Here is a 21,009-nt window from a genome sequence, read left to right as displayed (position 1 = left end):
CATACCCTCAACATACCGTTGAGTTTTCCACCTCAAACATCTGTCACAGATATAATTCATCTTATTAGTCTCTACGAAGTTAGGGTTATTTCAAGCAATGTTTTATCCTCTCCACTAATCAACTATTTACAAAAAATTAGAATTAAGTACTCCTCTGAAGCACATATTAATACTGGATAAAACTTCATTTAATTGTCGTATTTTTGCTTATGCTATAACCATGATAAACGGGAGGTATCAGATGACGATACAAGACAGAATACAAACCAGAGTGAAACGCTCTAAGCGTTCTGTTTTCCTGCGTTCTGATTTTACTGATATCGCTGATTATGATCAGGTTGGCCGTGGGCTCAGAAGCCTGGTACGCGAAGGCTTGTTGTTGAAAATTGGCTACGGCCTGTATGTACGCGCCAGAATCAATCGTGTTACTGGCCAGCTAATGCCTGACAACCCTGCAGGTAACGATGGGGTAATGATTGTGGCCATGGGAAGGTTAGGTGTTGATTATCAACTTGATGACCTGTCTCTGAAAAATTTATCAGGCGAAAGCACTCAAATTCCCGCAAACGTTAAGATTATTCCTAAGAGTTCGCGGTTTACCCGCAAGATTGCGGTAGGGAAACAGCGTGTTAACGAAGTTCGATAGCTCACTCTTTGTCGATGTTGCAAATGCTTTGGGGCTTGGCAAGTGCCGCAAAACAGTTGGTAGCGCCAGCTATTGCAATGAGTGCAACCTTTTCTGTTGAAACGGCGCTTGTTGCGTTAGATGAATATAACTAACTTAGCTTTGACAGCTTCCAGATGGAAATTCCGGCATTGATACGTTAGAATCCAACTAAAGTCAGGGGGTAATCTATGTCAAAAACAGCGACCAAAACTACCGATGAACGCAAGGCTAAATTTTCCCCTAATATGGAAAATTATAAGGTTAGCCTGAGTTACGAAGGGCTGTCTTTGAAAAAAAGTAGCGAACATAAATCTATTGCAGACCTAAAACGTCAATATGCGCGATAAGTATGGCGTAGAACACGACAGCTATTGCTACCCAGGTTCAGATGTCTTAATTAACCTGTTAAATATCAAAAATTCGCAAGAACTTGCCGAAGCAGAAACCGAGTTTACTGCAGAGCGCTACAGAACCTACGAATCCCGGCAACTTTCACCGCAAGACTTCTAATTCGAACATTTACAGCATCTGCATCACCATCTTTTTCAAGACTTGTACGAATGGGCGGGTAAAGTAAGAGAAGTTGATATCTAAAAAGGAGCTACCAGGTTTTGCACTTGTACTCGAATCGAACCTGAGGCAAGAAAGCTATTTGCCACAATCCCTGCCCTGGCTAACCTTAATAATGAGCTTGATTTAACTACCAAAGTGGCCGATCTATACTGCGAAATGAATATTTTGCATCCATTCAGGGAAGGCAATGGCCGTGTTCAACGGTTCTTTTTTGAGGAACTACTTTTTACACTTGGCTATGAATTACGATGGCCACAAATTTGCAAAGAAACATGGATTGACGCCAATATCGCTGGCTATGCTCTTAATCTTGAACCACTAAAAGCAATATTCTCTCAAGCAATCATCAGGCGTTAGAACAAAGCCGTAATACCACACTCAACTACAACTTCAATTTTATACCCCATCGCCCTGTAACTTTTTTCTCGTTTGGCAAACATACGCTGTAGCATTGGAATATAACTATCAACGTAATCATGGATTGTCACCAGGGTTTTACCATCAACTTCACGATGGATCCTGCCGGCATACTGCGCTAAAGCTCCCTTCCAGGCGATAGGCATAGCAAGAAACAAGGTGTCTAATCTCGGTAAGTCAAAGCCTTCGCCAACATACTTGCCGGTTGCCACCACCACCTTTGCTGTAGCCAAACGCTCGTTTGCGTTTTTGCGCTCAGCGGCCTTCATCGCGCCAGTAAGCATCACTGAATCAACACCTTGCTCTTGCAGCAGTCTGTTAATCTGTTGCGCATGTTCGCGTCGCTCAGTTAACACCAGTGGATGCCTACTTTGGTTAACGCTTCGCACAACATCTGCCACAATTCGATTGGTGCGCACTTCATTTTCCATAATCAGCCGATACACGTCGGCTACTTTTGGTCGATCTTCGGTCAGTGTCACGGACCGCGACTCAGCATCTTGCAGCTGATGCACCTGAACCTGCTGCTCAAATTGCTCATCCGTCTGTGATTTGACTTTGTGTCTGATAGGACCTGCAGCCATGAATATGATTTTCTGATGACCATCTTGTCGGTCTGGCGTTGCCGTTAGACCCAGCACATATTTCGCTCGAACCTCATTTAACACCATTTCAAAACGCGGGGCTGAAACATGATGGCATTCGTCCACTATAACGTGGCCATAATTCTGTACCAGCGGCAGAACGGTGTTGTCTTTCAAGTTGATTAAGCTTTGATAGGTTGCAATATCAATAACGCCTGTAGGCTTTCTTTTGCCACCAGCGATCACACCTATTTCGATGTCAGGTAAAAATGAGCGCAGGCGCTCCTGCCACTGCTCCAGCAACTGGCGGCTATGTACCAAAATTAACGTATTGACCTTACGCTTCACAATAATACCAATCGCCGTTACCGTTTTACCAAATGCTGTGGGAGCATGCAAAGTGCCGGTATCGTGCTTGGTCATCTCCTTCACTGCGACTTTCTGGTTTGGCCTGAGTGTCATCAACGGTTTTAGACCCACAAGCTTTTCACCTACTGTACGCTTATCATCAATAAGCACGGCAATTTTGCTCTCATTGAGCAAAGTAACCGTTTCATCCAGACAGCCTCTTGGCAGTGATAGATAGCCCTGCTCAATGCGTGCACACGAAATAAATCTTGGGATACCATTAGTTGAAAAACGCAGTGCTTGAGTTTTAAAAAACACTGGGTTAGAAAAGCTGGCAAAGCGTTTTAGTCGTGCTGCCAATAAATTGGGTAGCGTATTCAGCTCAAAGTAAACTCTGTCAGCCAGCGTAACCGTCAACTGTGTTGGCGGATTAGCCAGGAGCAATGGACCAGGCTTTGCGCTAGCTTCCCAAGGCGGGCGGCTATCAGGCACTTCTTGCTCTTTTTGCAGCAGCGTATTTGAGGATAGCTGGCTGAGTAATTTGGTTAATTCTTGTTGTTTAAGCCGCCTTATTTGCGCAAGGTGCTGCCACTGATCTGCTATCAATTTTAGCTCTTTATCAACAAATGAGCTATTGCCTGCTTGTCTGGCTTCACGCTGCAGCGGTAATGCAATTAGATTGCCAAAGCCCCCATCTGGTAAAACATCCTGATTGGGAAATAATCTGTCGTAAGAGTCAAATGACAGGTTAGGAAAGATCTCCATAGCTTTATCAAGCAGCGCAAACCCAAGTAATCTAGCTTCACTGGCTGGAACTCTATCTTCAAAAAAGATCCAAAGGTGTGCTCCCTGCCCGGAGCGGGATATTTCGATTACGTGGGGGATTTCCAAATCAACGCTGACTTTTGCGATTGCCTTAACTTCGTCTTGCCAATGGCCTTCATCAAAATCGACCGCCAGCAAATAGCATGTGTTGTCTTGGAGTAACGGATACAAACCAACCACTTGTTGACCTGCCAGATGGCGATAAATAACCTTGTCATTCAACTCACTGAATTGACGGTGTTGGCAGTCCATGCATTTAATGCGCGGCTTATTACAAATTCCCTGCACCCACTCGTTATTACAAGCAACAGAGTAACCTGCCCGGCCTTGTTGGTTTTGCCAACGATTGGCGAAAATATCCTGACGGCCACGGAATAGATTACGAAAAATGGCAATCTTCTGCTTTGGGGTTAAATTTGAACTACTATCGTCGGTTGGAGTTAACCTGAGTAAAGCTTCCTTACGAGCCAATAAAGCACGTTTTTCATTCTCAATTTCTGCCAGTCTGGCATCAATATTAGCAATGCTTTCGAAGTCTTTAGGACCAACAGGATTTGTAGACATGACAACCCACTCCCCATAATACTCAGGCATAAGCACGCAATTTCAGCCGATATTCTGCTTTGTTAGCAATTGAACAGTTTTGAGGGCATCAAGCCAAGCTACAGGCTGAGGGTTATAAACCAATGGCCCGATAAATCGTTTATAACGTTCCGCATATTTAGATTCCTCTAACTGGGCCAGGCCAAATAGTAGTTCTTTGCGGGGATCGGCTTTGAACTCCGGATGTTGTTCACCAAATTGAGTCACGTCAGTCTCGATCACTGCATCGATTAATTGCTTAAATTCTGCTTTACTCGCTAACTCAGTTTGAATCTGATAAAGATCGTAAGCATGACGAATTAACTGATCGTCATCCTTCCGCTCCGTATAACGGGTTGCAACTGCCGTTCGGCGTAGCAGCGAAACCAGTTTCTCTGCAGCGGTTGAGACAAGAGAAACGCAAGCAAACTGCTCAACCTCTGACACCTTATTTATGACATCAGCATATAACGAGCTGACTGGATGATAAGTGGCAGGCTGTAATAGCTCAGACTCTGTTAGTTCTAATTGAATATGCGTCCGTAGTGCGTCACTGGAGGGGAATGCATTCGGGTAATTGAGCAGCAACTGCAAAAAACGACGTTCATTTCGGACAACCGGCTCCTGGCTCTGAGTAAAAAGCCCACTATCAAGTATTTGATTCGTGATATTGAGGTGGAAGCGTTTTCTAAGTGTACGTTGGGCAGAATTACTTAACAGCTTTGTCGCAGCATCAGGCACCAACTTTAAATCTATGTCCTCAGACATCCGGTGTGTATGTTTATATACCTTAGCCAAACAGGTACCACCAGCGAATACTAGCTGGTATCCCTCGGTGTCGGTGGTACTGAGCAGGCGTAGAAGTTGTATCAGGAAGTAATCTTTTTCAACAATCGCAGGGTTTGTGATGTTAAGAAAATCTGCGACTTCAGCAAAAAGTTCGGGGGCGGGCAGCATCATGAACGCTGCTCGACCTGAAGCTGCATATTACGCAGAGAAATTTTGCGGTTAAAACGTTTTTTCACGATAACTTTAGCATTCACAGGAACCTGAGTGGTTTCACCTTTGTTGTAGCGCATCAGTTCATCTGATGGCTGCCAGGCTACCCCTAATCGCTCCAGTGCTTGCTCTGATACTGCCTTAAAACCACCATTAGACGCCAGCATAGGTTTACCCGTGATGCTGCTGATCCGAGCTTTGGCATATAAGCCGTAACCAATTTTTAGTAACTTACCCTCAGCAACTAACTCTCGAAGCGCCCGCCCTACCTGATCATAGCCACCCAATTGGTCAAAATCAGCGCGCAGAAAAACATCCTGCTTAGTACGACTAATTTGCTGCTCAACTTGTTGCTTTAAACTTAACTTTGGCACAAGGCACCTCCGGTATAACACTGACTAAGCTTAGCAAAAATACGACACACTCCCAAGCAAAAATACGACACTTTGCTCAGAACTTCATAAGCCAAGCCCTTTGCACATAGTAAGCACCGTAATTTGTAGGATAAAATCAAACCGCTAAGCAGCCAAAGAATCAGCCAGAGCTTTAAGATGAAAGAAAATCCACTTGCAAAATATGGCATTACCGAACCTGTTCAACGGCCAAACATCAAACCCGTTAAGCAGCTCGACTTGGATACGCCTGAGGGGAGGCTAATCGTTCTGATCGAAGCAAAACGAATTATGCAGATACATAAAAGCACCTTTAAACGTTTGGCATGCCTGTAGTAGCAATAGATGTTTCCTGTTATTTGAACGACAATTCAAGCAACTGAAAAACGGTGGGTAAAGTGGCGGGTAAATGTGTAAAAACACCAACAAAAACAAATATATCTATATGATTTAGATTGGAAATAATTTGAAAACCTACAAGGAAATACAAAATATTGAACAAAATCAATAAATTAAAATCCATGCTCATAAAGCTGATTAAAGTCTTTGCTTGATCTTAGCTCAAGCAAAGACCCTTTCTGGCAGTCCATCGCAAAATGTTTTACTTCGTAGCCCCAGCTTCCATGCTCAAGTGTCCTTATTCAAAAGGAAATAGAGACAAACCACTAAAAATGTCCTTATCAGCTTGATTTATGTCCTTATAGCGATTAAGTTTAGAGACAATTATTCTATTTTTGTCCTTATTTACATGAGTAAAGAAAGCTTAATACAGCAAGAAAAAGCATGCATTTTATTGTTTCTAGAGCAATTAAGCTCGCCTGCGAGCTTAGGGGAGATAGAAAAAAAGCTATCTATATCAATAAATAAAAAAACTCTGCAACGTCGAATGAAAGACTTGCAGGCTGACGGTTACGTGAGCATTGAAGGTGAAAAAAGAAATACCAAATACTATGTAAATAAGGACAAAAACGTTTTAAAAAATGTCTCTAAAGCCTCAGATAAGGACAGCGCCAGCCAGGGTATACAGACAAATAACGAAAACAAAGACTCGCATCCCATATTTTCAAGTGCCGCTATGTCTCAACTTAGTTATTTAGACTCCCCTTCTTATGCGCGTAAGAAGTCTAGCTATCAGTTCGCCCTGGTTGATGACTACATTCCTAATCAAAGCCACTATGTCCCAAAACCAATGCGGGCGCGGCTTCTTGAGGCAGGAAAGCGGTTTGATCACAAAGTAGCTGCCGGGACTTATGCAAAAAATATTAGTCAAAGACTGTTAATTGATCTGTCTTACAACTCTAGCCGACTAGAGGGTAACACCTACTCAAAGCTTGATACTCAGCGATTGATTGAACAAGGGCTATCAGCCGAAGGCAAAGTGCACGAAGAAACCGTGATGATTATGAATCACAAAGAAGCTATCGGGTTCTTGATCGAGAATGCCGAAGAAATTGCTCTCAACACTTTTACAATCCGAAATATTCATGCCCTCCTTTCACAAGACCTATTAGCCAACGCTGCTGCCTGTGGCAATGTCAGGCGGATTGAAGTCACTATTGGAAAATCAGCTTATTTGCCGCTAAATAACCCACATCAACTGGAAGAATATTTAGCGCTACTGCTGCGAAAAGCAGCACAAATTAGTGATCCGTTTGAACAGAGCTTTTTCTTATTGATCCATTTATCCTATCTGCAAGCTTTTGAGGATGTGAATAAGCGAACAGCTCGCCTCTGCTGCAATATCCCATTTATTCAGCACAACTTGTGCCCATTAAGTTTTATTGATGTACCACAGGAAGATTATTTTAAGTCATTACTGTTTTTCTATGAGACAAATGAGCTGCAACCGGCATTAGAACTCTTTGAGTGGGCTTATTTACGCTCATGTCAGCAGTACGATGTTGTCAAAGAATCACTTGGAGAAATTGATGCATACAGAGTGCAGCACAGAGCGGCACGAAAGTTTGCTATGGGCCATATTATTCGTCAAAACCTCGATGAGCGCTCAGCGACTCAGTATCTCGAACAGTACTGTGCAGACAATAGCATTCCCTCTGCTGACAAATTTGTAAGCATGGCACTGAGTGATTTAGAACAACTCCACACTGGTTCAATCATTGGACTGGGTATTACAGAGAAGATGTTTACGGACTGGAAGCAGCAGCGTTAAAAGCTGATTTTACTGTGTCAATTCAATTGGTTTTGTACTCAAATGAATATTGAGTAAATGAGGAAAACGGTAACCGCAACTTGTCATGCTGGTGACCTAAGTGGTGGTTTCGATGAGATAAAAGCAACGTAACATTTTGAAAGATAAGGAATTAAACCAGCCGCCCTCACGACAGATCCAGAATATTGAATAAAATAAATTACTTTAAACAAAAAAGCCCTGTATTTAGATAAATCCAAGGCTTTATTTTTTATAGCGGTTATCTTCTTTTACCCTACAGCTAACTTCGCCGCTTGTTGCCACATAAAGCTCGGCATAGGCGACTGAAGCTTCCAGGTAATGCTCATGGGTTGTGAGCCTGTATGTGATACATACTCAACTTCACCGTAATTTACAAAGCCCATAGTACGGCCATATTCATCGTCTGTTTGCTCACGAACAAACAAGAAAATCCTCTTGCCCGTCATTTTATGCTTTAGATAATCCAAACCTCGACCACGATCTGGGCGTGCGCTATTTTGTGACTGCCAATGAAACAGCGATTCATTAATGGCGTAATCGTGATACATGGTCGTTGGAGAAAATTGTTTTTCGCTCTTATTTAAGGTGACAAATAACAACTCAATATTTTGATTTTGAATAACATAAACCCCTTCCATTGCAGGAGGTTGCCGCTCGAAAGTTATGGCTCCAAAACCAGTTAATATTTGCTCACGCGTATAGCGGGCATGAAGTCGTAGTGGCACGTCTGATAAACCTGCCAAAGCTAACTGTTCATGCTTAGTCCGCGCGATTTGCCAGTCCAAAACGTCGAGCAACTCATTTCTAAGAGAGAGGCTGTTTAAAGCCTTTAAACTTTGCTCAAGTGTTTCAAAACCTACTGCAGGACCCGGCTTTTGCCAAAAGTCATAATGACACATTAGCGCCAACCGTGGGTTCTGAGAGACTTCAACAACAAAATGGTGCGAGACGAGCTTTTTCAGGAATACCAAATAGTGGTAATCGTCACAGGCCAAGATCTTGAGTTTGATAGCCCGCTCGTATATTTCAACCAACTCATCATCGGTATCTTTTTCTCTGACTTCATCAAATGAACGCGAGACTAATTTGCTCCACCCACCTCGTTTGTACAAGTCACGAATTCCAACATGGGGATGTAATTTAAGAAAATTACCAAGAGTTAATGGCAATTCGAAATTATGAGGGTATTGCCTGATAAGCCCGACTAACCTGTTACTCGTCAGTGTCGCCTGACGAATATTGTTCAGGACTATCTCTTGCGTGATCTTCGATAGCTCAATGCGACACCCAAGCGGTGCGTGCGGGAAACCTTGTTTAATTTCGTCGCTAATCGCTTTATTCGTTTTACCAATCAGCGCACGGAATTTATTGGAAAAATCATATTCAGCACGTGAATTACCAACAAAATCCAGCACAGTACAACATTCTTTGCCATCAGCTAGTCGTAAGCCACGTCCCAGTTGTTGCAGGAAAATAGTCAAACTTTCAGTAGGGCGTAACAATAACAATGTATCAATTTCAGGGATATCTACCCCTTCATTAAAGATATCCACCACAAACAGCACATTGATCGCTCCTGATCGGATCGCCTGCTGCTTTTGCTGCCGCTCGTGGCTGTTATCACTGATCAATACGTCACTTTTGATACCTTTTAGTAAAAATTGGCTACACATATACGTGGCGTGCTCACGACTCACACAAAAGGCGAGAGCTTTCATGCAGCCGATATCTGTGATGATTTGCTGCATGCTTTGCAAAATCTTATTTACGCGACTTTGATTATGAGTATAAAGATTGCTTAGCAGCGAAATATCATACCGTCCACGATTCCAGCTAATGCCTCGAAGGTCAGTATCATCGTCAATACCAAAATACTGGAACGGACAAAGGTGTCGGCGATTGATCGCTTCCGGCAATCTCATCTCAGCAGCGATGACACCACAAAAATCCTCTAAGATATCGCCGCCGTCATGACGCTCTGGCGTTGCAGTTAAACCTAATAGAATTTTAGGCTGGAAGTAGTCAAGTGCAGCACGGTAACTGGCAGCAGTAATATGATGTACTTCATCAATAACCACATAGTCATAAAAGTCTGCCGACAATTTCATAGTGGCTAATTGATTGTTCAGCGTCTGGATCGACACAAATAGCTGATGGTGATGCTCAGGCCTATAGCCACCCACCCACAATTCACCAAACTGACTGCGTTTCAATACACCACGATAAGCCATTCGAGCTTGTATTAAGATCTCTTCTTTATGCGCAATAAACAAAAACTTGGCGTCTGGTTTTTCCTTGATAAAACGGGCGAAATCAAATGCGGAAATTAAAGTCTTGCCTGTGCCAGTTGCTGCGACCACTAAATTACGGAAGCGATTATGGATTTGTCGCTCGATACTAAGTTGTTCCAAAATCTCGAGTTGGTGTGGAAAGGGCTTTAGATCGAAATAATGCTGATGATCCTCGCTAACATTACCTCGGGCAGCCTTTAAAGCTAACTTGAGCTTCTCACGACTCTCGACTTGACCATCGAATAGTTCAAACTCGCTGGATTGCCAATAGGTTTCAAAAGTGTTCAGTGACTTATCAATAATATGTGGAATTTCCTGCGATGTGATTTTCAGATTCCACTCAAGGCCATTCGTCAGTGCAGAGTGCGATAAATTGGATGAACCAATGTATCCTGTGTGGAAACCTGTATGACGTAAAAATAGATAGCTTTTGGCATGTAGCCGCTCACGTTCAGTGTTGTAGCTCAATTTTACTTCAGTGTTAGGTAAGCTTGCCAGATACTCAACAGCCTTAGCATCTGTAGCTCCCATGTAAGACGTGGTAATAATTTTCAACTCACGGCCACTGCGAGTAAAGGACTCCAACTCGTTACGAAATACCCGAATACCAGTCCACTTGATAAAAGACACCAGCCAGTAAATTTTATCTGCTGATAAAATTTCACGCTTTAGCTCAGACTCAAGCGACAAACCGGCATTGCTGCCGCAAAACAACTCGCTTTCAGTTAAACCTGTAAGTGGAAAAATATCCTCAACGTATTTCTTTAAATCAGCAGCTATCGAATTATCCAGCGTGTACAACGCTGTTAGAATTTTTCCTCTGCTACTTAGTAAATTTTCTTCAATAAAACCATCATCTTGAATTTTATCCTTCAGCCACATAAGCATCTGGTTAGCGAGCTCAATTTGCAGCTTTAACCGATCGTCACCCGTTGGAACTGAGGCTACAGCAAATTCCATAATTTTACTGAGAAAGCGGGATAACCAAACTGAGGCCTCATTAGAAGACAGCTCTCGTTCACCGACGTAAAATCGTGTTCGATCCAAGTTCCGTTCAACCAACTGAGTGATCAATTGCTCATAAAGGCCGATTTGCTGCATTAAAAAATCCTTTTCATTCAGGCTGTGACTCAATGATCGTTCTGTATAAAAACCTTGAGGTTTAACAAGTTGTTCCAGGATATCGTACTAGCGGCTGTACCGTAAAATAATAGCGACTGATGCGACATAAAAAAGACTTAACCGAAAGACCAAAAATGGGACTATATTCCCACAAAACTATGGTTTAGTAGGAATATAGTCCCATTCGAATAAATAGAGCTGATTGAATAAGCACCATCGATGGCGGCTTCCAAATTCAGCATCAACCCAAAACTACCTACAAAGCCCTCTGGGCAATAACCCAGCTGCTTTATACGCATCATCAATTAGTTGCATCTGATCTATAGCATCTTTGCCACCTGTCAGCGGCTTGGTTTCGCCTTTGATGCAGGCGACTACGTGAGCCAATTGGTGGTCGTAGGTGGAGTCGCCGTTGATTTGATACTCATGGGGTTCGCCGCGTTTGGTGAGGCACAACTTGTGGCCTTGATGTGGCGCGACCAGGTTCAGAACTTCTAGTTGGGCTTTATCGCCTTCAAGATACAAAGACGCATCGTGGTGGCGGCTTAAATGTTCGCTCATAGCGCAGCCGACATAACAAAGCGGGCCGTTCGGGAACTGCAGACGAAGCTCGAAGCTGCTATCGAGTTGGGGTTTAGGGCAAATGGCGTCAGCCCATAAAATCTCTGGTGTGCCGCCAAATAAAGTGCGTAACCAGTGCAGTGGGTAGCAGCCTAAATCCATTAAAGCGCCGCCACCTAAAGGCGCGTTATGGCGCAAAGAACCTGGTGTTTCGGCAATACGCACTGAAAAATTGCTTCGCACTGTGTGGATAGTACCGAGCTCGCCACTTTTTACTAACCGCTCTACTTCAGCAAACACCGGATGAAAGCGGTAGTGATACCCTTCGATCAGTAAACGGTCACTGATCTTCGCAGTAGCCACCATGTCTTTGGCTTCAGCAACATCCATCGCAAAAGGCTTTTCACACAAAACGTGTTTACCATGCAATAAAGCTCTGATTGACCACTTTGCATGCAAAGATGGCGGTAAGGCGTTATAAATTAAATCGATATCATCGCGGGCAATAAGCTCGTCATAACTGCCAAATGCGTGCTCTATACCAAACTGCTGCACAAAAGCCTGAGCTTTTTCAAGATTCGATGCCGCCACTGCTGCTATCACCACATCAGAACGCTTTGCTGCTGGCTGAATAATGGCCCGGTCGGCAATACGGGCTGCGCCTAATAAACCTATACGGATCATACTGTTCCCTCTGAAGTTATAACCGGCAATTGCAGCAGTAGCTGATAGCTTTGGCCTGCTGTGATAGTACGCACCACTAACTCTGCCTGCTGAACACCGTCCAGCCAGAGTGTTGGCGCTGTGACAGCAGCAACACGTTCAAACCGGATATGGAAGTCTGCGCCACGGAAACGGCGTAACACTGAGGCTTTGTTCCAACTGGCCGGCAGTTGGGGCGCCAAAGTTAAACCTTGTTGGTCGCCCTTCACGCCAAACAACCCCTCGACTAAGCAGCGGTATACCCAATGCACAGTGCCTGTATTAAACAGCTGGCTGGAGCGACCTGCAGTGCGCGGTAATGTCTGGTAAGCGCCACGGTAATAATTTGGAATAAATACCGGCAACTGACCCCGTTGTAACTGATCCTGTGGATCGTCCGACGGCAGCATTTGTTTTAATACCTGATAGGCTTTGTCGGCTTCATTCACCTGATACAAAGCAAACAGATAAAAAGCCGCCGCGTGGTTATAGACTGAGCCATTTTCTGCCGAACCCGGATATTTTTGGGTCACACGGCCTACGTCTTCACGCATGGCTGTATAAGCAGGTGCCAGCATTTGCACACCGTAAGGCGTATGCAATTGCTGCTCTACAGCTTTTAACAGTTGCTGCTGTTGTTCGCTGTTGGCAGCACCGCTTAATAAAGCCCAGCTTTGTGGGTTCAGATAAATACGGCCTTCGGTATCTTTGCTGATACCAAAGACGACGTTATCGTCTGTGATACCACGGCCATACCAGTTGCCATCCCATAAATACTCATTCACTGCGGCATTAAATTCACTGGCCTGTTGCTGATACAAAGCGGCTTGTTCGTCAAAATTTAAATCACGGCAAATTTGCGCCCAAACATTCAGCGCATAAGCTGCTGCTAAGCTCAACCAACCCGATACACCTTTGCCTTTGTAACCCACCATATTCATTGGGTCACACCAGTCGCCCTGCTCAATGTAACTTAAGCAACGTTCGTCTTTTTTCAGCCATAACCAACCCATAGCGCGGTGGATATGTTCAGCCACAGTGTGTTGCTCGGTTGAATCTTTGTAGGCTACTTTTTCGCTTAACAGTGCGTAATCATTGGTTTCAGCCAGATAAGCACTGAGACAGACAGGTAACCAGACACATTGATCGGTATGAGGCACCTGGTTGATGTATTTCAGTTCAGCGTCTTTGTGCAACAAGATACCGTCTGGCATTTCACCCGACAGATGCTGCTGCGACAAAGCTGTTAAAAAAGCCTGACGGGCCACAGCAGGAGCCAGATAGCTCATGCCCATATTGTCCTGCAGATAATTACGGGTTTGTGGATCTGTGGTTAAACGTTTCACATCGCCGTGGTAATACACCTGGCGCGCCAGCCAGTGGTTGACATAGTTATTCAGCTCTTGATCCGGCGTATCGATTTCTAAGCAAGGCACAGCCTGGGCTACATAAGCCGCATACGCCTGCTGGATTTGATCAAAACTCTCTGGTGTGCCAAACACCTGCTGACGAATTTGCGCAACTTCCGCCTTGTCATAAGCTGGACCAAACACAAAACGATATTGCTCGGTTTGGCCTGTGGCTAAAGATACTCTGTACTGCATCACACAAGCTGGCGTTTCGTAGTCTGAATCACCACAGCCTAAAAACGGCTGTTGCACTGCAGAAGGTGCATGCAAGCCGCCCTGACCTTCAAACTGCTGCTGGTTCACTTCCCAGAAATCCGGTGTGCGTTCGGCCAACAAGAAGGTTTTGTCTTTTAAGAACTTGTTTTTAAAGTAATCCGGATACTTTTGATAAGGCGTGACTGATGAGCAGATAATAGCGTTTAAATCCGCATCATAACGGCCAGACTGGTTCATCCAGGACATATAACCGACCGGGAAATACGGATATAAACTTAACGACCGGTTTTGTGCTGAATCATTGCGTACTGTCAGCTGCCATAACTCCAGCGGTTGATCCGGAGTTAAGGTTAATAACCATTCGACAGTTAAACCGGAGTCCAGCGTCAGCTGCCAGCGGATATCCGACTGGCCCGCTGAAAACACAAAGTTTTGGGCTTCTTTGCGTACCGGCTCGTAAGGCACAGACCAAATTTCACCGCTGTTTTCATCTTTGATATACACAAAACGGCCCGGATGATGAGCGTAATAGGGCTGCTCCGGCTGCATAAAAGTTTTAGCTTCTAAGTTCGGCGCATGGGCATATTTGGCTGGTTCTGGCTGCATAAACTGCGCTGTGGCATAACCACGGCAGTTTTGCTGGATCATCATCACCTTGTTCCATAAAAAAGCCGCAGCCTGTGGCATCGCAGTGGCGCTGTACAATTCATAACGCTGGCCGTTTTCTGTGGCTTGCATCAACTTCTTCATAGTTACTCCGACACTCCGACTACTTCATTTTTTACAAAGGGTGTTGATTTACGCTGATCCAGTTCCTGCTGAATGGTCAGCAATTGTTTTTCATCTAAATGGTAAAAGCGCATCACAAAGGCAGCCAAAAAGGCCACTAAGCCAGGGATCACCGACACCATTAACAAAATACCCATCTGTGAGCCCGCACTTTGTTCAGTGTTGGCGACATAACCTATCAGCGCCAATAACCAGCCAATCACAGCAGAGGCAATAGCACCGCCGAGTTTTTGCGAAAAGGTAGCTGCTGAAAAGGTCATAGCTGTAGCACGACGGCCAGTGCGCCATTCGTTGTAATCTGCAGTGTCGGCATACATAGAAAACGCCAGTGGCGACTTAGGCCCTAACACAAAACCTATAGCCAGGTTGATGGCAAAAATTAAACCCACCTCGTCGGCTGGGACAAAAAACAGGCTGATAGAAAACACACCGGCCAGGCTCATCAGCAGCATCATCAGCGGCTTTTTATCCATAAACTTAGTCATTAAAGGCGTAGATGCCGCACCTAAAGCCAAAGCAAACATATAAGAGGATAAAAACTCGCCGACCAGCTCAGGCCGCTCCACATAGTATTTAAAGTAATACACGCCGCTGCTGGCGCGCATAGTGATAGTGATCATAATGATCAGCGCCAGGCTAAACAGCACCAGCCAGGGTTTGTTGTTTTTTAAATCGAGTAAATCCTGCATCACAGCGCTGTTGTTTTCGCTGACCGGCTGAATACGTTCTTTGGTGCTGGCAAAAGTGAACATAAAGAGCAAAGCCGCAGCTATACCAAAGACGCCCATGGTCAGCTGCCAGCCTAAGATTTCATCACCCTGACCTAATAACACCACCAGTTTAGGGGTTAGGTAAGTCACCAGAATACCGCCGGTAAAACCGCCAATAAAACGGAAGCTAACTAAAGTCGTACGCTCTTGGCTGTTACGGGTCATCACACCAGACAAGGCTGAATAAGGAATGTTAATTGCGGTGTAAGTCAGCATCAGCAGGCTGTACGTGCAATACGCCCATACCAGTTTGCCGCCAGGGCCTAAGTCTGGTGTGCTGTAGGTCAACACACCAGCACCAGCTAAAGGCAAAGCTAACCACAATAAATAAGGCCGGAACTTACCAAAACGGCTTTTGGTTCTGTCTGCTATAGCGCCCATCATAGGGTCGGTAAAAGCATCGATGATTTTAGTGATCAGCATCATGGTGCCGGCGGCAGCCGCTGAAATACCAAACACATCGGTATAGAAAATTAATAAAAAGGCAGAGATATTGGCCCAATAGAAGTTAAAACCCATATCGCCCAGGCCATAACCGACTTTTTCGCGCAGCTTTAGCCTGTCTTGAGGTACCGCAGTTTCTGTTGTCACTTTGTCACCCTGTCGTTGTTCTGTTGTTTTGATTCGCAGATTTATTGATCATGCGCCAGCCACTAATGGCCAGTCGTGACCGCTTGTTATAATCGTTGTTCTGTTTTTAATACGACCTGTAGCATCAGTTCGTTGACGCTCTGGCTGATATCCAGGCACAGCACATCAGGCTCTTGTTCTACCGATTCCATAGTCGCCAGCTGGCTTTGCAGCATAGACACCGGCATAAAATGATTTTGTCGTTGTGCCAGCCGCTCAGCCAGTAATTCAGCACTGCCTTGTAAATAAATAAACTGTGGCCGGAGCGCCGCCTGGCGAATACGCTCACGGTGCTTGCGGATTAAACCTGAATAACTCAATACCACAGCCTGTTGTTTTGCGGCGCAGTCTTGCAAAGCTGCGCATAAACGGCCAACCCACTGGTCACGCATATCACTGCTTATAGGCGTGCCTGATGCCATCATTTGCTTGGCCTCATGGCTATGAAAATCATCCCCTTCGAGATAGTGCCAACCCAGTTGCTCTGCGAGGCGCAAAGCCAGCGTAGATTTGCCGCTGCCGGCCACGCCCATAATGATCAGACTTTGGCAGCTTTTTAAATGAGGAGCATGGCTAACCTTCTCTTCATTGCCTGAATTGCTTGCCTGCTGCCCTGTTGGATCCTGTTGCATCAGATACGATCACACCTTCCATAAAATGTGGCCTCAGCTTAATTCAGATAAAATGATAGCGCAACCATTTTGACTCAAACTAAGCTTTCAGTTATTGTTTTTTAAAAATAATGAGAATGGCGCGATGAATAAAAAACCTAACCTGAAAGATGTGGCAAAAGTAGCTGGTGTCAGTGCCATCACAGTGTCGCGCGTGCTAAGCAATCCCGATAAAGTCTCAGAAAAACTGCGGACAAAAGTTGAACAGGCTGTGCATGAAATTGGTTATATCCGTAACCATGCTGCCAGTGCTTTGGCTTCGCGTCGCTCAGGTGTGATTGCGGTTATCATTCCATCATTATCTAACATAGTTTTTAATGATGTGCTGCAGGGTATATACAGCGCTGTGAAACAACATCATTTGCAGGTGGTATTAGGGGATTGCCATTATTCGCCACTGGAAGAAGAAAAACTGATCGCCACTTTACTCAGCCAGTCGCCTGAAGGTTTTATTTTAACAGGCACAGATCAAACCGATTACGCCCGTAAATTGCTGCAGCAATCCGGTATTCCTATAGTGCAGTTGATGGAGTTAAGCGACTGCCCTATTGATATGAATATTGGCTTTTCGCACTTTAATGCCGGGGTGGATATCACCAACCATTTGCTGCAAAAAGGTTATCGCAAACTGGGCTTTTTGGGCGCCCGTATGGACACCCGTACTCAGCAGCGTTTAGCGGGTTTTAAAAAGGCTATAGCGGACTTTAAGCAGCCTTGCCAAAGTTATGTCGTTACCACCACTCAGTCTTCGTCAATCCGCTTAGGTGGTCAATTGTTGCAAGCCGTGATGGCAGAATCTCAGGGCCAGTGTGATGCAGTGTTCTGCTGTAACGACGATTTAGCCTTGGGTGCTTTGTTTGAAACCAAACGGATGAACCTGAAAGTACCAGCTGATATCGCCATTTGTGGTTTTAACGATTTAGAAGCTTCAGCTTTGGTCGAACCCGCCATAACCAGCGTCGCCTCCCCCCGCTTTGAGATGGGCCAACAAGCAGTTGAATTACTGATGACAGCGTCAGGCGAAGACAAAACCCATAAACCACCTATAGACGTGGGTTATCGCATAGTGGAACGAGCTTCGACTTAAATCCTCAAGGTCAACCTAGATATTTGTTTCCTCAAACATAACAAAAACATCTGGAATGTTTTTGAACAATGCGAAGCGTTGGCCCGACAGGGTGAGCGCCATGGATGGCGGCGAATACAAAAACATCTGGAATGTTTTTCACTCACATCGTCCATGATGTTCGCCTTCGGCAGCTAAAGCTGTGCAAAACGGCTATCCTGCCGTTTTGTGAACATTGGAGCGCAGCGACAATGGCCCTTTAGGGTGAGCGCCATGGATGGCGGCGAATAAAAAAGTACCAGCCGAAGCTGGTACTGATACCCCAATAACCGGGAGAACCCGGACTCGCACAGTCCAGGAGACAAGGGTAAAACATGATTTACTTTCGTTCCTGAAGCTGCAGCTTTGTTGATGCTATCAACAAAGCTCATGATCAATTCAGGACAGAGACGGGCGACCATAAAGGCCGCCGCTACAGCATCAATTATTCAAAAGCGACGTTAAAACGCACACCGAAGGTACGTGGTGATTGCCACATAAAGTTAGGTACTGCGTCACCGTGAGTTCGGCCTTGATCGCTCTTAATATCGCGGTCAGTGACGTTATTCACAAAAGCTTCGGCTGACCAGCTGCCCTCTGAAGGTTCATAGGCCAGGCTTAAATCCACTTTGGCATAGGCATCCTGACGGTCAATATCAGCAGCATAAGGCAGATTTCTGAAGCCATCAGGTCTGTCACCACGGTTGGCCGGGTCAAACCATACTTCGCTGGTGTAACCGACACGAACTCTTGGTTTTAACGTAGCGCCGCTTTCCAGACCAACAAAATGTTCGTAGTTCACAGAAACAGAAAATTCCGGTGCCATCACTAAATGATTACCACTGAAATCCAGCAAGTTAGGCAATGCAGGGTTACCTGCAGATGGGTTAAAAACTAAACCATCGCTGCCGTATTTTGAGTCTGTCGTCAGGAATTCATCGTAGGTTGCATCCAGAATAGACACAGAGCCACTTAACTCGCCGTTTTCAGTCACTAACCAGCGGCCTTCCAATTCCAGACCATTGATGGTGGCTTTACCTGCGTTGGTTTTACGCAACAAGTCAGCACCAGTGTTGGTGACTACGTTGCTGGTGACTTGTAAATCGGTGTATTCAGTGGTGAACAGCGCTGCAAATAACTGCAAAGTACCGTCCAGGAATAAACCTTTCATACCCAGTTCGATACTGGTGTTTTCTTCCGGTGCTACATAAGCAGCAGTGCCTGCGGCTTCATTGTTGTTACCAGCGATAATAGCGTCCAGATCAGCCTGCGTGAAAGGACCAGTGCCTTTATAGGTGCCACCATCCTGAATAGTGCCGGATTTAAAGCCAGTGGCGTAGGAGCTGTAGAACATCACATTGTCCGTCATATCCCATTCCAGACGAGCCATACCTGTGGTTTTGCTCCACTCTGGACTAGTGTCGTTGTAGGTATCGACCCAACACTGACCAGGTTGCACCAGGAACTTATTCGGAGCCAGACCATTCAGCAAACCATCCGGGTCTAATGCACCTATGTAATCCTGATTTGGATCCCTAACTTCTGTACGTTTTTCGTCAGGACACATGATGTTACGACCACCTTTGTCCCAGCGTTTATCTTCGGTGTAACGTAAACCGGCACTGATACGCCAATCGTCTGTCAGTTTATAGGTAGACTGAGCATAAATACTGTTCGACTCCAAACCACGATCAGGCTGACGGTAGGTAGACCACAGATTTGGGTTAGGAGTATTACCACCTTCGTAATCCACGTCTGGGTGCACTATGTCAAAAATAGTGTTGTTGTTTTCTTTGAAGTAGAAATAACCCACCATCCACTGAAAACGCTCTGAGTCATCATTTTTTAACTGCAATTCATGCTGAGTGGCTTGGTGATCACATTCCACACAACCGCCCCATTCGTACTTGGTCAGACTCCAGGTTCTGTCCCATACAGATTCACGAGACGTATCTGTATAACCCCCTATGTACGAAAGTTGCAGGCCTGAATCGAAATTGTAATTGGCTCTGGTGCGGAAACTGTCGCTGGTCGCATGGTTAAAACCAGGTTCCTGCACGTAAGAGCTACGATCTGAACCACCGGTAATAGTCGGGATATTGCCCGTGCCATTATCAGTGAAGTTTTCATAAGATAAGGTTAAATCAAACTTGTCTGATGGCTGATAAAAAGCACTGAAACGAGAAGCGGCCAGATCAGTTGAACCGTATTTTTCACCCATGGCTGAGCCCGGCAGGAAATCCACTACACCTTCTGATTGATCCACTGCAGCGGCAACACGCACAGCTAAGGTATCGCTGACCGGAATATTGACCATACCACGCATAGCACGGCGGTCGTAGTTGCCTAAAGTGATTTCAGCGTTGGCATCAAAACCATCCAGACGGGCTTTGGCGGTGTGTAAGTTCACTACACCACCAGTGGCGTTACGGCCAAATAAGGTGCCTTGTGGGCCACGTAAAATTTCAGCACCTTCTAAATCAAACATCAGCGCAGAAGCGCCCTGAGAGCGGGCTGAATACACACCGTCAATGTGGAAAGCGACAGCAGGGTCGCCACTTTCAGTTTGGTCAGAAGAGCCAATACCACGCACATACACCATAGGGGTATTTTGGGTGCCGTTTTGAGCAATTTGTAAACTAGGCACTATGCCCTGTAAATCATCCAGCTGGGCCACATGGTTTTTGTCCAGAGTCTTCTGGTCAAAGGCTGTAACTGCAAGCGGAGTTTCACGTAAGGTGGTTACCCTTTTAGTCGCGCTGATCTGAATTACTTCAATAGCACGGCCTTCATCATCTTTGCCTTCACCGGTATTTGTGGTTTCTGCAACTTGTGCTGCCACACCAAAAGCGCTGCACAGCGCCAAGGTAGTGAGTAAGTACGACGGTTTTAATTTTAAGACTTTCACTTTGATTCCCCTATCCTGTCTGTTTATTCTTTTTGTCAGCATGACAGCGCTAACACCTGTTGATTTTTTTTATGTGGTACCTGTTCAAACGATTAAAAATCCGGGGCATATCCTGATTTGATTGCTGTTTGGATTGATCTCGTTCGCTTACTGGTAATACCAAGCCTAAGCTAGGGCGATAAATTAGCCTCAGAAGAATGATTGCGCAACCATTATTTAGATCTTTTTTGTGAAAACAAGCTGGGAGCCAGATCTTT

General features: G+C 45.1%; 15 protein-coding genes and 1 pseudogene. 7 read left to right on the top strand and 9 right to left on the bottom strand.

Going from position 1 to position 21,009, the window contains the following annotated elements; all coding sequences use genetic code 11:
• Positions 1–241: 241 nt before the first annotated feature.
• The 4 genes and pseudogenes from LSG37_RS11620 to LSG37_RS21405 form a co-directional block, all read left to right on the top strand.
• On the top strand, positions 242–646 hold the full coding sequence (locus LSG37_RS11620) for a DUF6088 family protein (RefSeq protein WP_233080037.1): 405 nt from the start codon (positions 242–244) through the stop codon (positions 644–646).
• Between the two features lie 209 nt (positions 647–855).
• Complete coding sequence (locus LSG37_RS11615; protein ID WP_233080036.1) at positions 856–1,014, top strand: hypothetical protein; 159 nt, start codon at positions 856–858, stop codon at positions 1,012–1,014.
• Entirely contained in the window at positions 1,004–1,177 is a 174-nt protein-coding gene (locus LSG37_RS11610) for a hypothetical protein (protein ID WP_233080035.1), read from the top strand. Before LSG37_RS11615 ends, LSG37_RS11610 begins: the two co-directional genes overlap by 11 nt.
• Positions 1,178–1,282: 105 nt before the next feature.
• A pseudogene (locus LSG37_RS21405) lies at positions 1,283–1,597 on the top strand (Fic family protein); the annotation flags it as partial.
• Here the strand turns inward: LSG37_RS21405 and LSG37_RS11605 are convergent.
• The 3 genes from LSG37_RS11605 to LSG37_RS11595 are packed head-to-tail and all read right to left on the bottom strand — an operon-like array spanning position 1,594 to position 5,369.
• Positions 1,594–3,978, bottom strand: a complete 2,385-nt coding sequence (locus LSG37_RS11605) for a TOTE conflict system archaeo-eukaryotic primase domain-containing protein (RefSeq protein ID WP_233080034.1) — start codon at positions 3,976–3,978, stop codon at positions 1,594–1,596. The pseudogene LSG37_RS21405 and the gene LSG37_RS11605 overlap by 4 nt on opposite strands.
• A gap of 42 nt (positions 3,979–4,020) precedes the next feature.
• Entirely contained in the window at positions 4,021–4,956 is a 936-nt protein-coding gene (locus LSG37_RS11600) for a nucleotidyl transferase AbiEii/AbiGii toxin family protein (protein WP_233080033.1), read from the bottom strand.
• Positions 4,953–5,369: an S-adenosylhomocysteine hydrolase gene (locus LSG37_RS11595; RefSeq protein ID WP_233080032.1), complete on the bottom strand. Its 417-nt coding sequence runs from the start codon at positions 5,367–5,369 to the stop codon at positions 4,953–4,955. The genes LSG37_RS11600 and LSG37_RS11595 overlap by 4 nt, the downstream gene beginning before the upstream one ends.
• Before the next feature lie 177 nt (positions 5,370–5,546).
• On the opposite strand from LSG37_RS11595, the gene LSG37_RS11590 reads away from it, so the two are divergent.
• Positions 5,547–5,723, top strand: coding sequence for an acetyltransferase (locus LSG37_RS11590; protein ID WP_233080031.1), 177 nt, complete (start codon positions 5,547–5,549; stop codon positions 5,721–5,723).
• A gap of 412 nt (positions 5,724–6,135) precedes the next feature.
• The gene (locus tag LSG37_RS11585; protein ID WP_233080030.1) at positions 6,136–7,557 is read left to right on the top strand and encodes a Fic family protein; all 1,422 of its coding nucleotides are present in this window, start codon (positions 6,136–6,138) and stop codon (positions 7,555–7,557) included.
• Positions 7,558–7,826: 269 nt separating this feature from the next.
• On the opposite strand, the gene LSG37_RS11580 is transcribed toward LSG37_RS11585, so the two are convergent.
• The 5 genes from LSG37_RS11580 to LSG37_RS11560 all read right to left on the bottom strand — a co-directional run bounded on the left by LSG37_RS11580 (position 7,827) and on the right by LSG37_RS11560 (position 16,700).
• A complete protein-coding gene (locus LSG37_RS11580; protein WP_233080029.1) occupies positions 7,827–10,970 on the bottom strand; it encodes a DEAD/DEAH box helicase in 3,144 nt (1,047 codons plus the stop codon).
• Positions 10,971–11,243: 273 nt separating this feature from the next.
• Positions 11,244–12,236 carry a Gfo/Idh/MocA family protein gene (locus LSG37_RS11575; protein WP_233080028.1) on the bottom strand — a complete coding sequence of 331 codons (993 nt, stop codon included), beginning with the start codon at positions 12,234–12,236 and terminating at the stop codon, positions 11,244–11,246.
• The gene (locus LSG37_RS11570) at positions 12,233–14,629 is read right to left on the bottom strand and encodes a GH36-type glycosyl hydrolase domain-containing protein (RefSeq protein ID WP_233080027.1); all 2,397 of its coding nucleotides are present in this window, start codon (positions 14,627–14,629) and stop codon (positions 12,233–12,235) included. The genes LSG37_RS11575 and LSG37_RS11570 overlap by 4 nt, the downstream gene beginning before the upstream one ends.
• Positions 14,630–14,631: 2 nt before the next feature.
• Positions 14,632–16,029 (bottom strand): MFS transporter, encoded by a 1,398-nt coding sequence (locus LSG37_RS11565; protein ID WP_233080026.1) that lies wholly within the window; start codon positions 16,027–16,029, stop codon positions 14,632–14,634.
• Between the two features lie 86 nt (positions 16,030–16,115).
• Positions 16,116–16,700, bottom strand: a complete 585-nt coding sequence (locus tag LSG37_RS11560) for a gluconokinase (RefSeq protein ID WP_233080025.1) — start codon at positions 16,698–16,700, stop codon at positions 16,116–16,118.
• Between the two features lie 124 nt (positions 16,701–16,824).
• Here LSG37_RS11560 and gntR point away from each other — a divergent pair, with 124 nt between their 5' ends.
• Entirely contained in the window at positions 16,825–17,826 is a 1,002-nt protein-coding gene (gene gntR, locus LSG37_RS11555) for an HTH-type transcriptional regulator GntR (protein WP_233080024.1), read from the top strand.
• Positions 17,827–18,289: 463 nt separating this feature from the next.
• On the opposite strand, the gene LSG37_RS11550 is transcribed toward gntR, so the two are convergent.
• Positions 18,290–20,752, bottom strand: a complete 2,463-nt coding sequence (locus tag LSG37_RS11550) for a TonB-dependent receptor (RefSeq protein WP_233080023.1) — start codon at positions 20,750–20,752, stop codon at positions 18,290–18,292.
• Positions 20,753–21,009 lie beyond the last annotated feature (257 nt).

Source organism: Rheinheimera soli (genome assembly GCF_021290985.1).
Taxonomy (GTDB): domain Bacteria; phylum Pseudomonadota; class Gammaproteobacteria; order Enterobacterales; family Alteromonadaceae; genus Pararheinheimera; species Pararheinheimera soli.
The sequence above is the reverse complement of the archived record's forward strand: the minus strand, read 5'-3'. Positions and strand labels throughout refer to the sequence as shown.

What these genes read in the sequence shown, in the direction of transcription:
- LSG37_RS11575 (WP_233080028.1), bottom strand. Translation starts at nt 12,236, where the DNA reads ATGATCCGTATAGGTTTATTAGGCGCAGCCCGTATTGCCGACCGGGCC.
- LSG37_RS11570 (WP_233080027.1), bottom strand. Translation starts at nt 14,629, where the DNA reads ATGAAGAAGTTGATGCAAGCCACAGAAAACGGCCAGCGTTATGAATTG.
- LSG37_RS11560 (WP_233080025.1), bottom strand. Translation starts at nt 16,700, where the DNA reads ATGCAACAGGATCCAACAGGGCAGCAGGCAAGCAATTCAGGCAATGAA.
- LSG37_RS11585 (WP_233080030.1), top strand. Translation starts at nt 6,136, where the DNA reads ATGAGTAAAGAAAGCTTAATACAGCAAGAAAAAGCATGCATTTTATTG.
- LSG37_RS11600 (WP_233080033.1), bottom strand. Translation starts at nt 4,956, where the DNA reads ATGATGCTGCCCGCCCCCGAACTTTTTGCTGAAGTCGCAGATTTTCTT.
- LSG37_RS11615 (WP_233080036.1), top strand. Translation starts at nt 856, where the DNA reads ATGTCAAAAACAGCGACCAAAACTACCGATGAACGCAAGGCTAAATTT.
- LSG37_RS11620 (WP_233080037.1), top strand. Translation starts at nt 242, where the DNA reads ATGACGATACAAGACAGAATACAAACCAGAGTGAAACGCTCTAAGCGT.
- LSG37_RS11610 (WP_233080035.1), top strand. Translation starts at nt 1,004, where the DNA reads ATGCGCGATAAGTATGGCGTAGAACACGACAGCTATTGCTACCCAGGT.
- gntR (WP_233080024.1), top strand. Translation starts at nt 16,825, where the DNA reads ATGAATAAAAAACCTAACCTGAAAGATGTGGCAAAAGTAGCTGGTGTC.
- LSG37_RS11590 (WP_233080031.1), top strand. Translation starts at nt 5,547, where the DNA reads ATGAAAGAAAATCCACTTGCAAAATATGGCATTACCGAACCTGTTCAA.
- LSG37_RS11605 (WP_233080034.1), bottom strand. Translation starts at nt 3,978, where the DNA reads ATGTCTACAAATCCTGTTGGTCCTAAAGACTTCGAAAGCATTGCTAAT.
- LSG37_RS11580 (WP_233080029.1), bottom strand. Translation starts at nt 10,970, where the DNA reads ATGCAGCAAATCGGCCTTTATGAGCAATTGATCACTCAGTTGGTTGAA.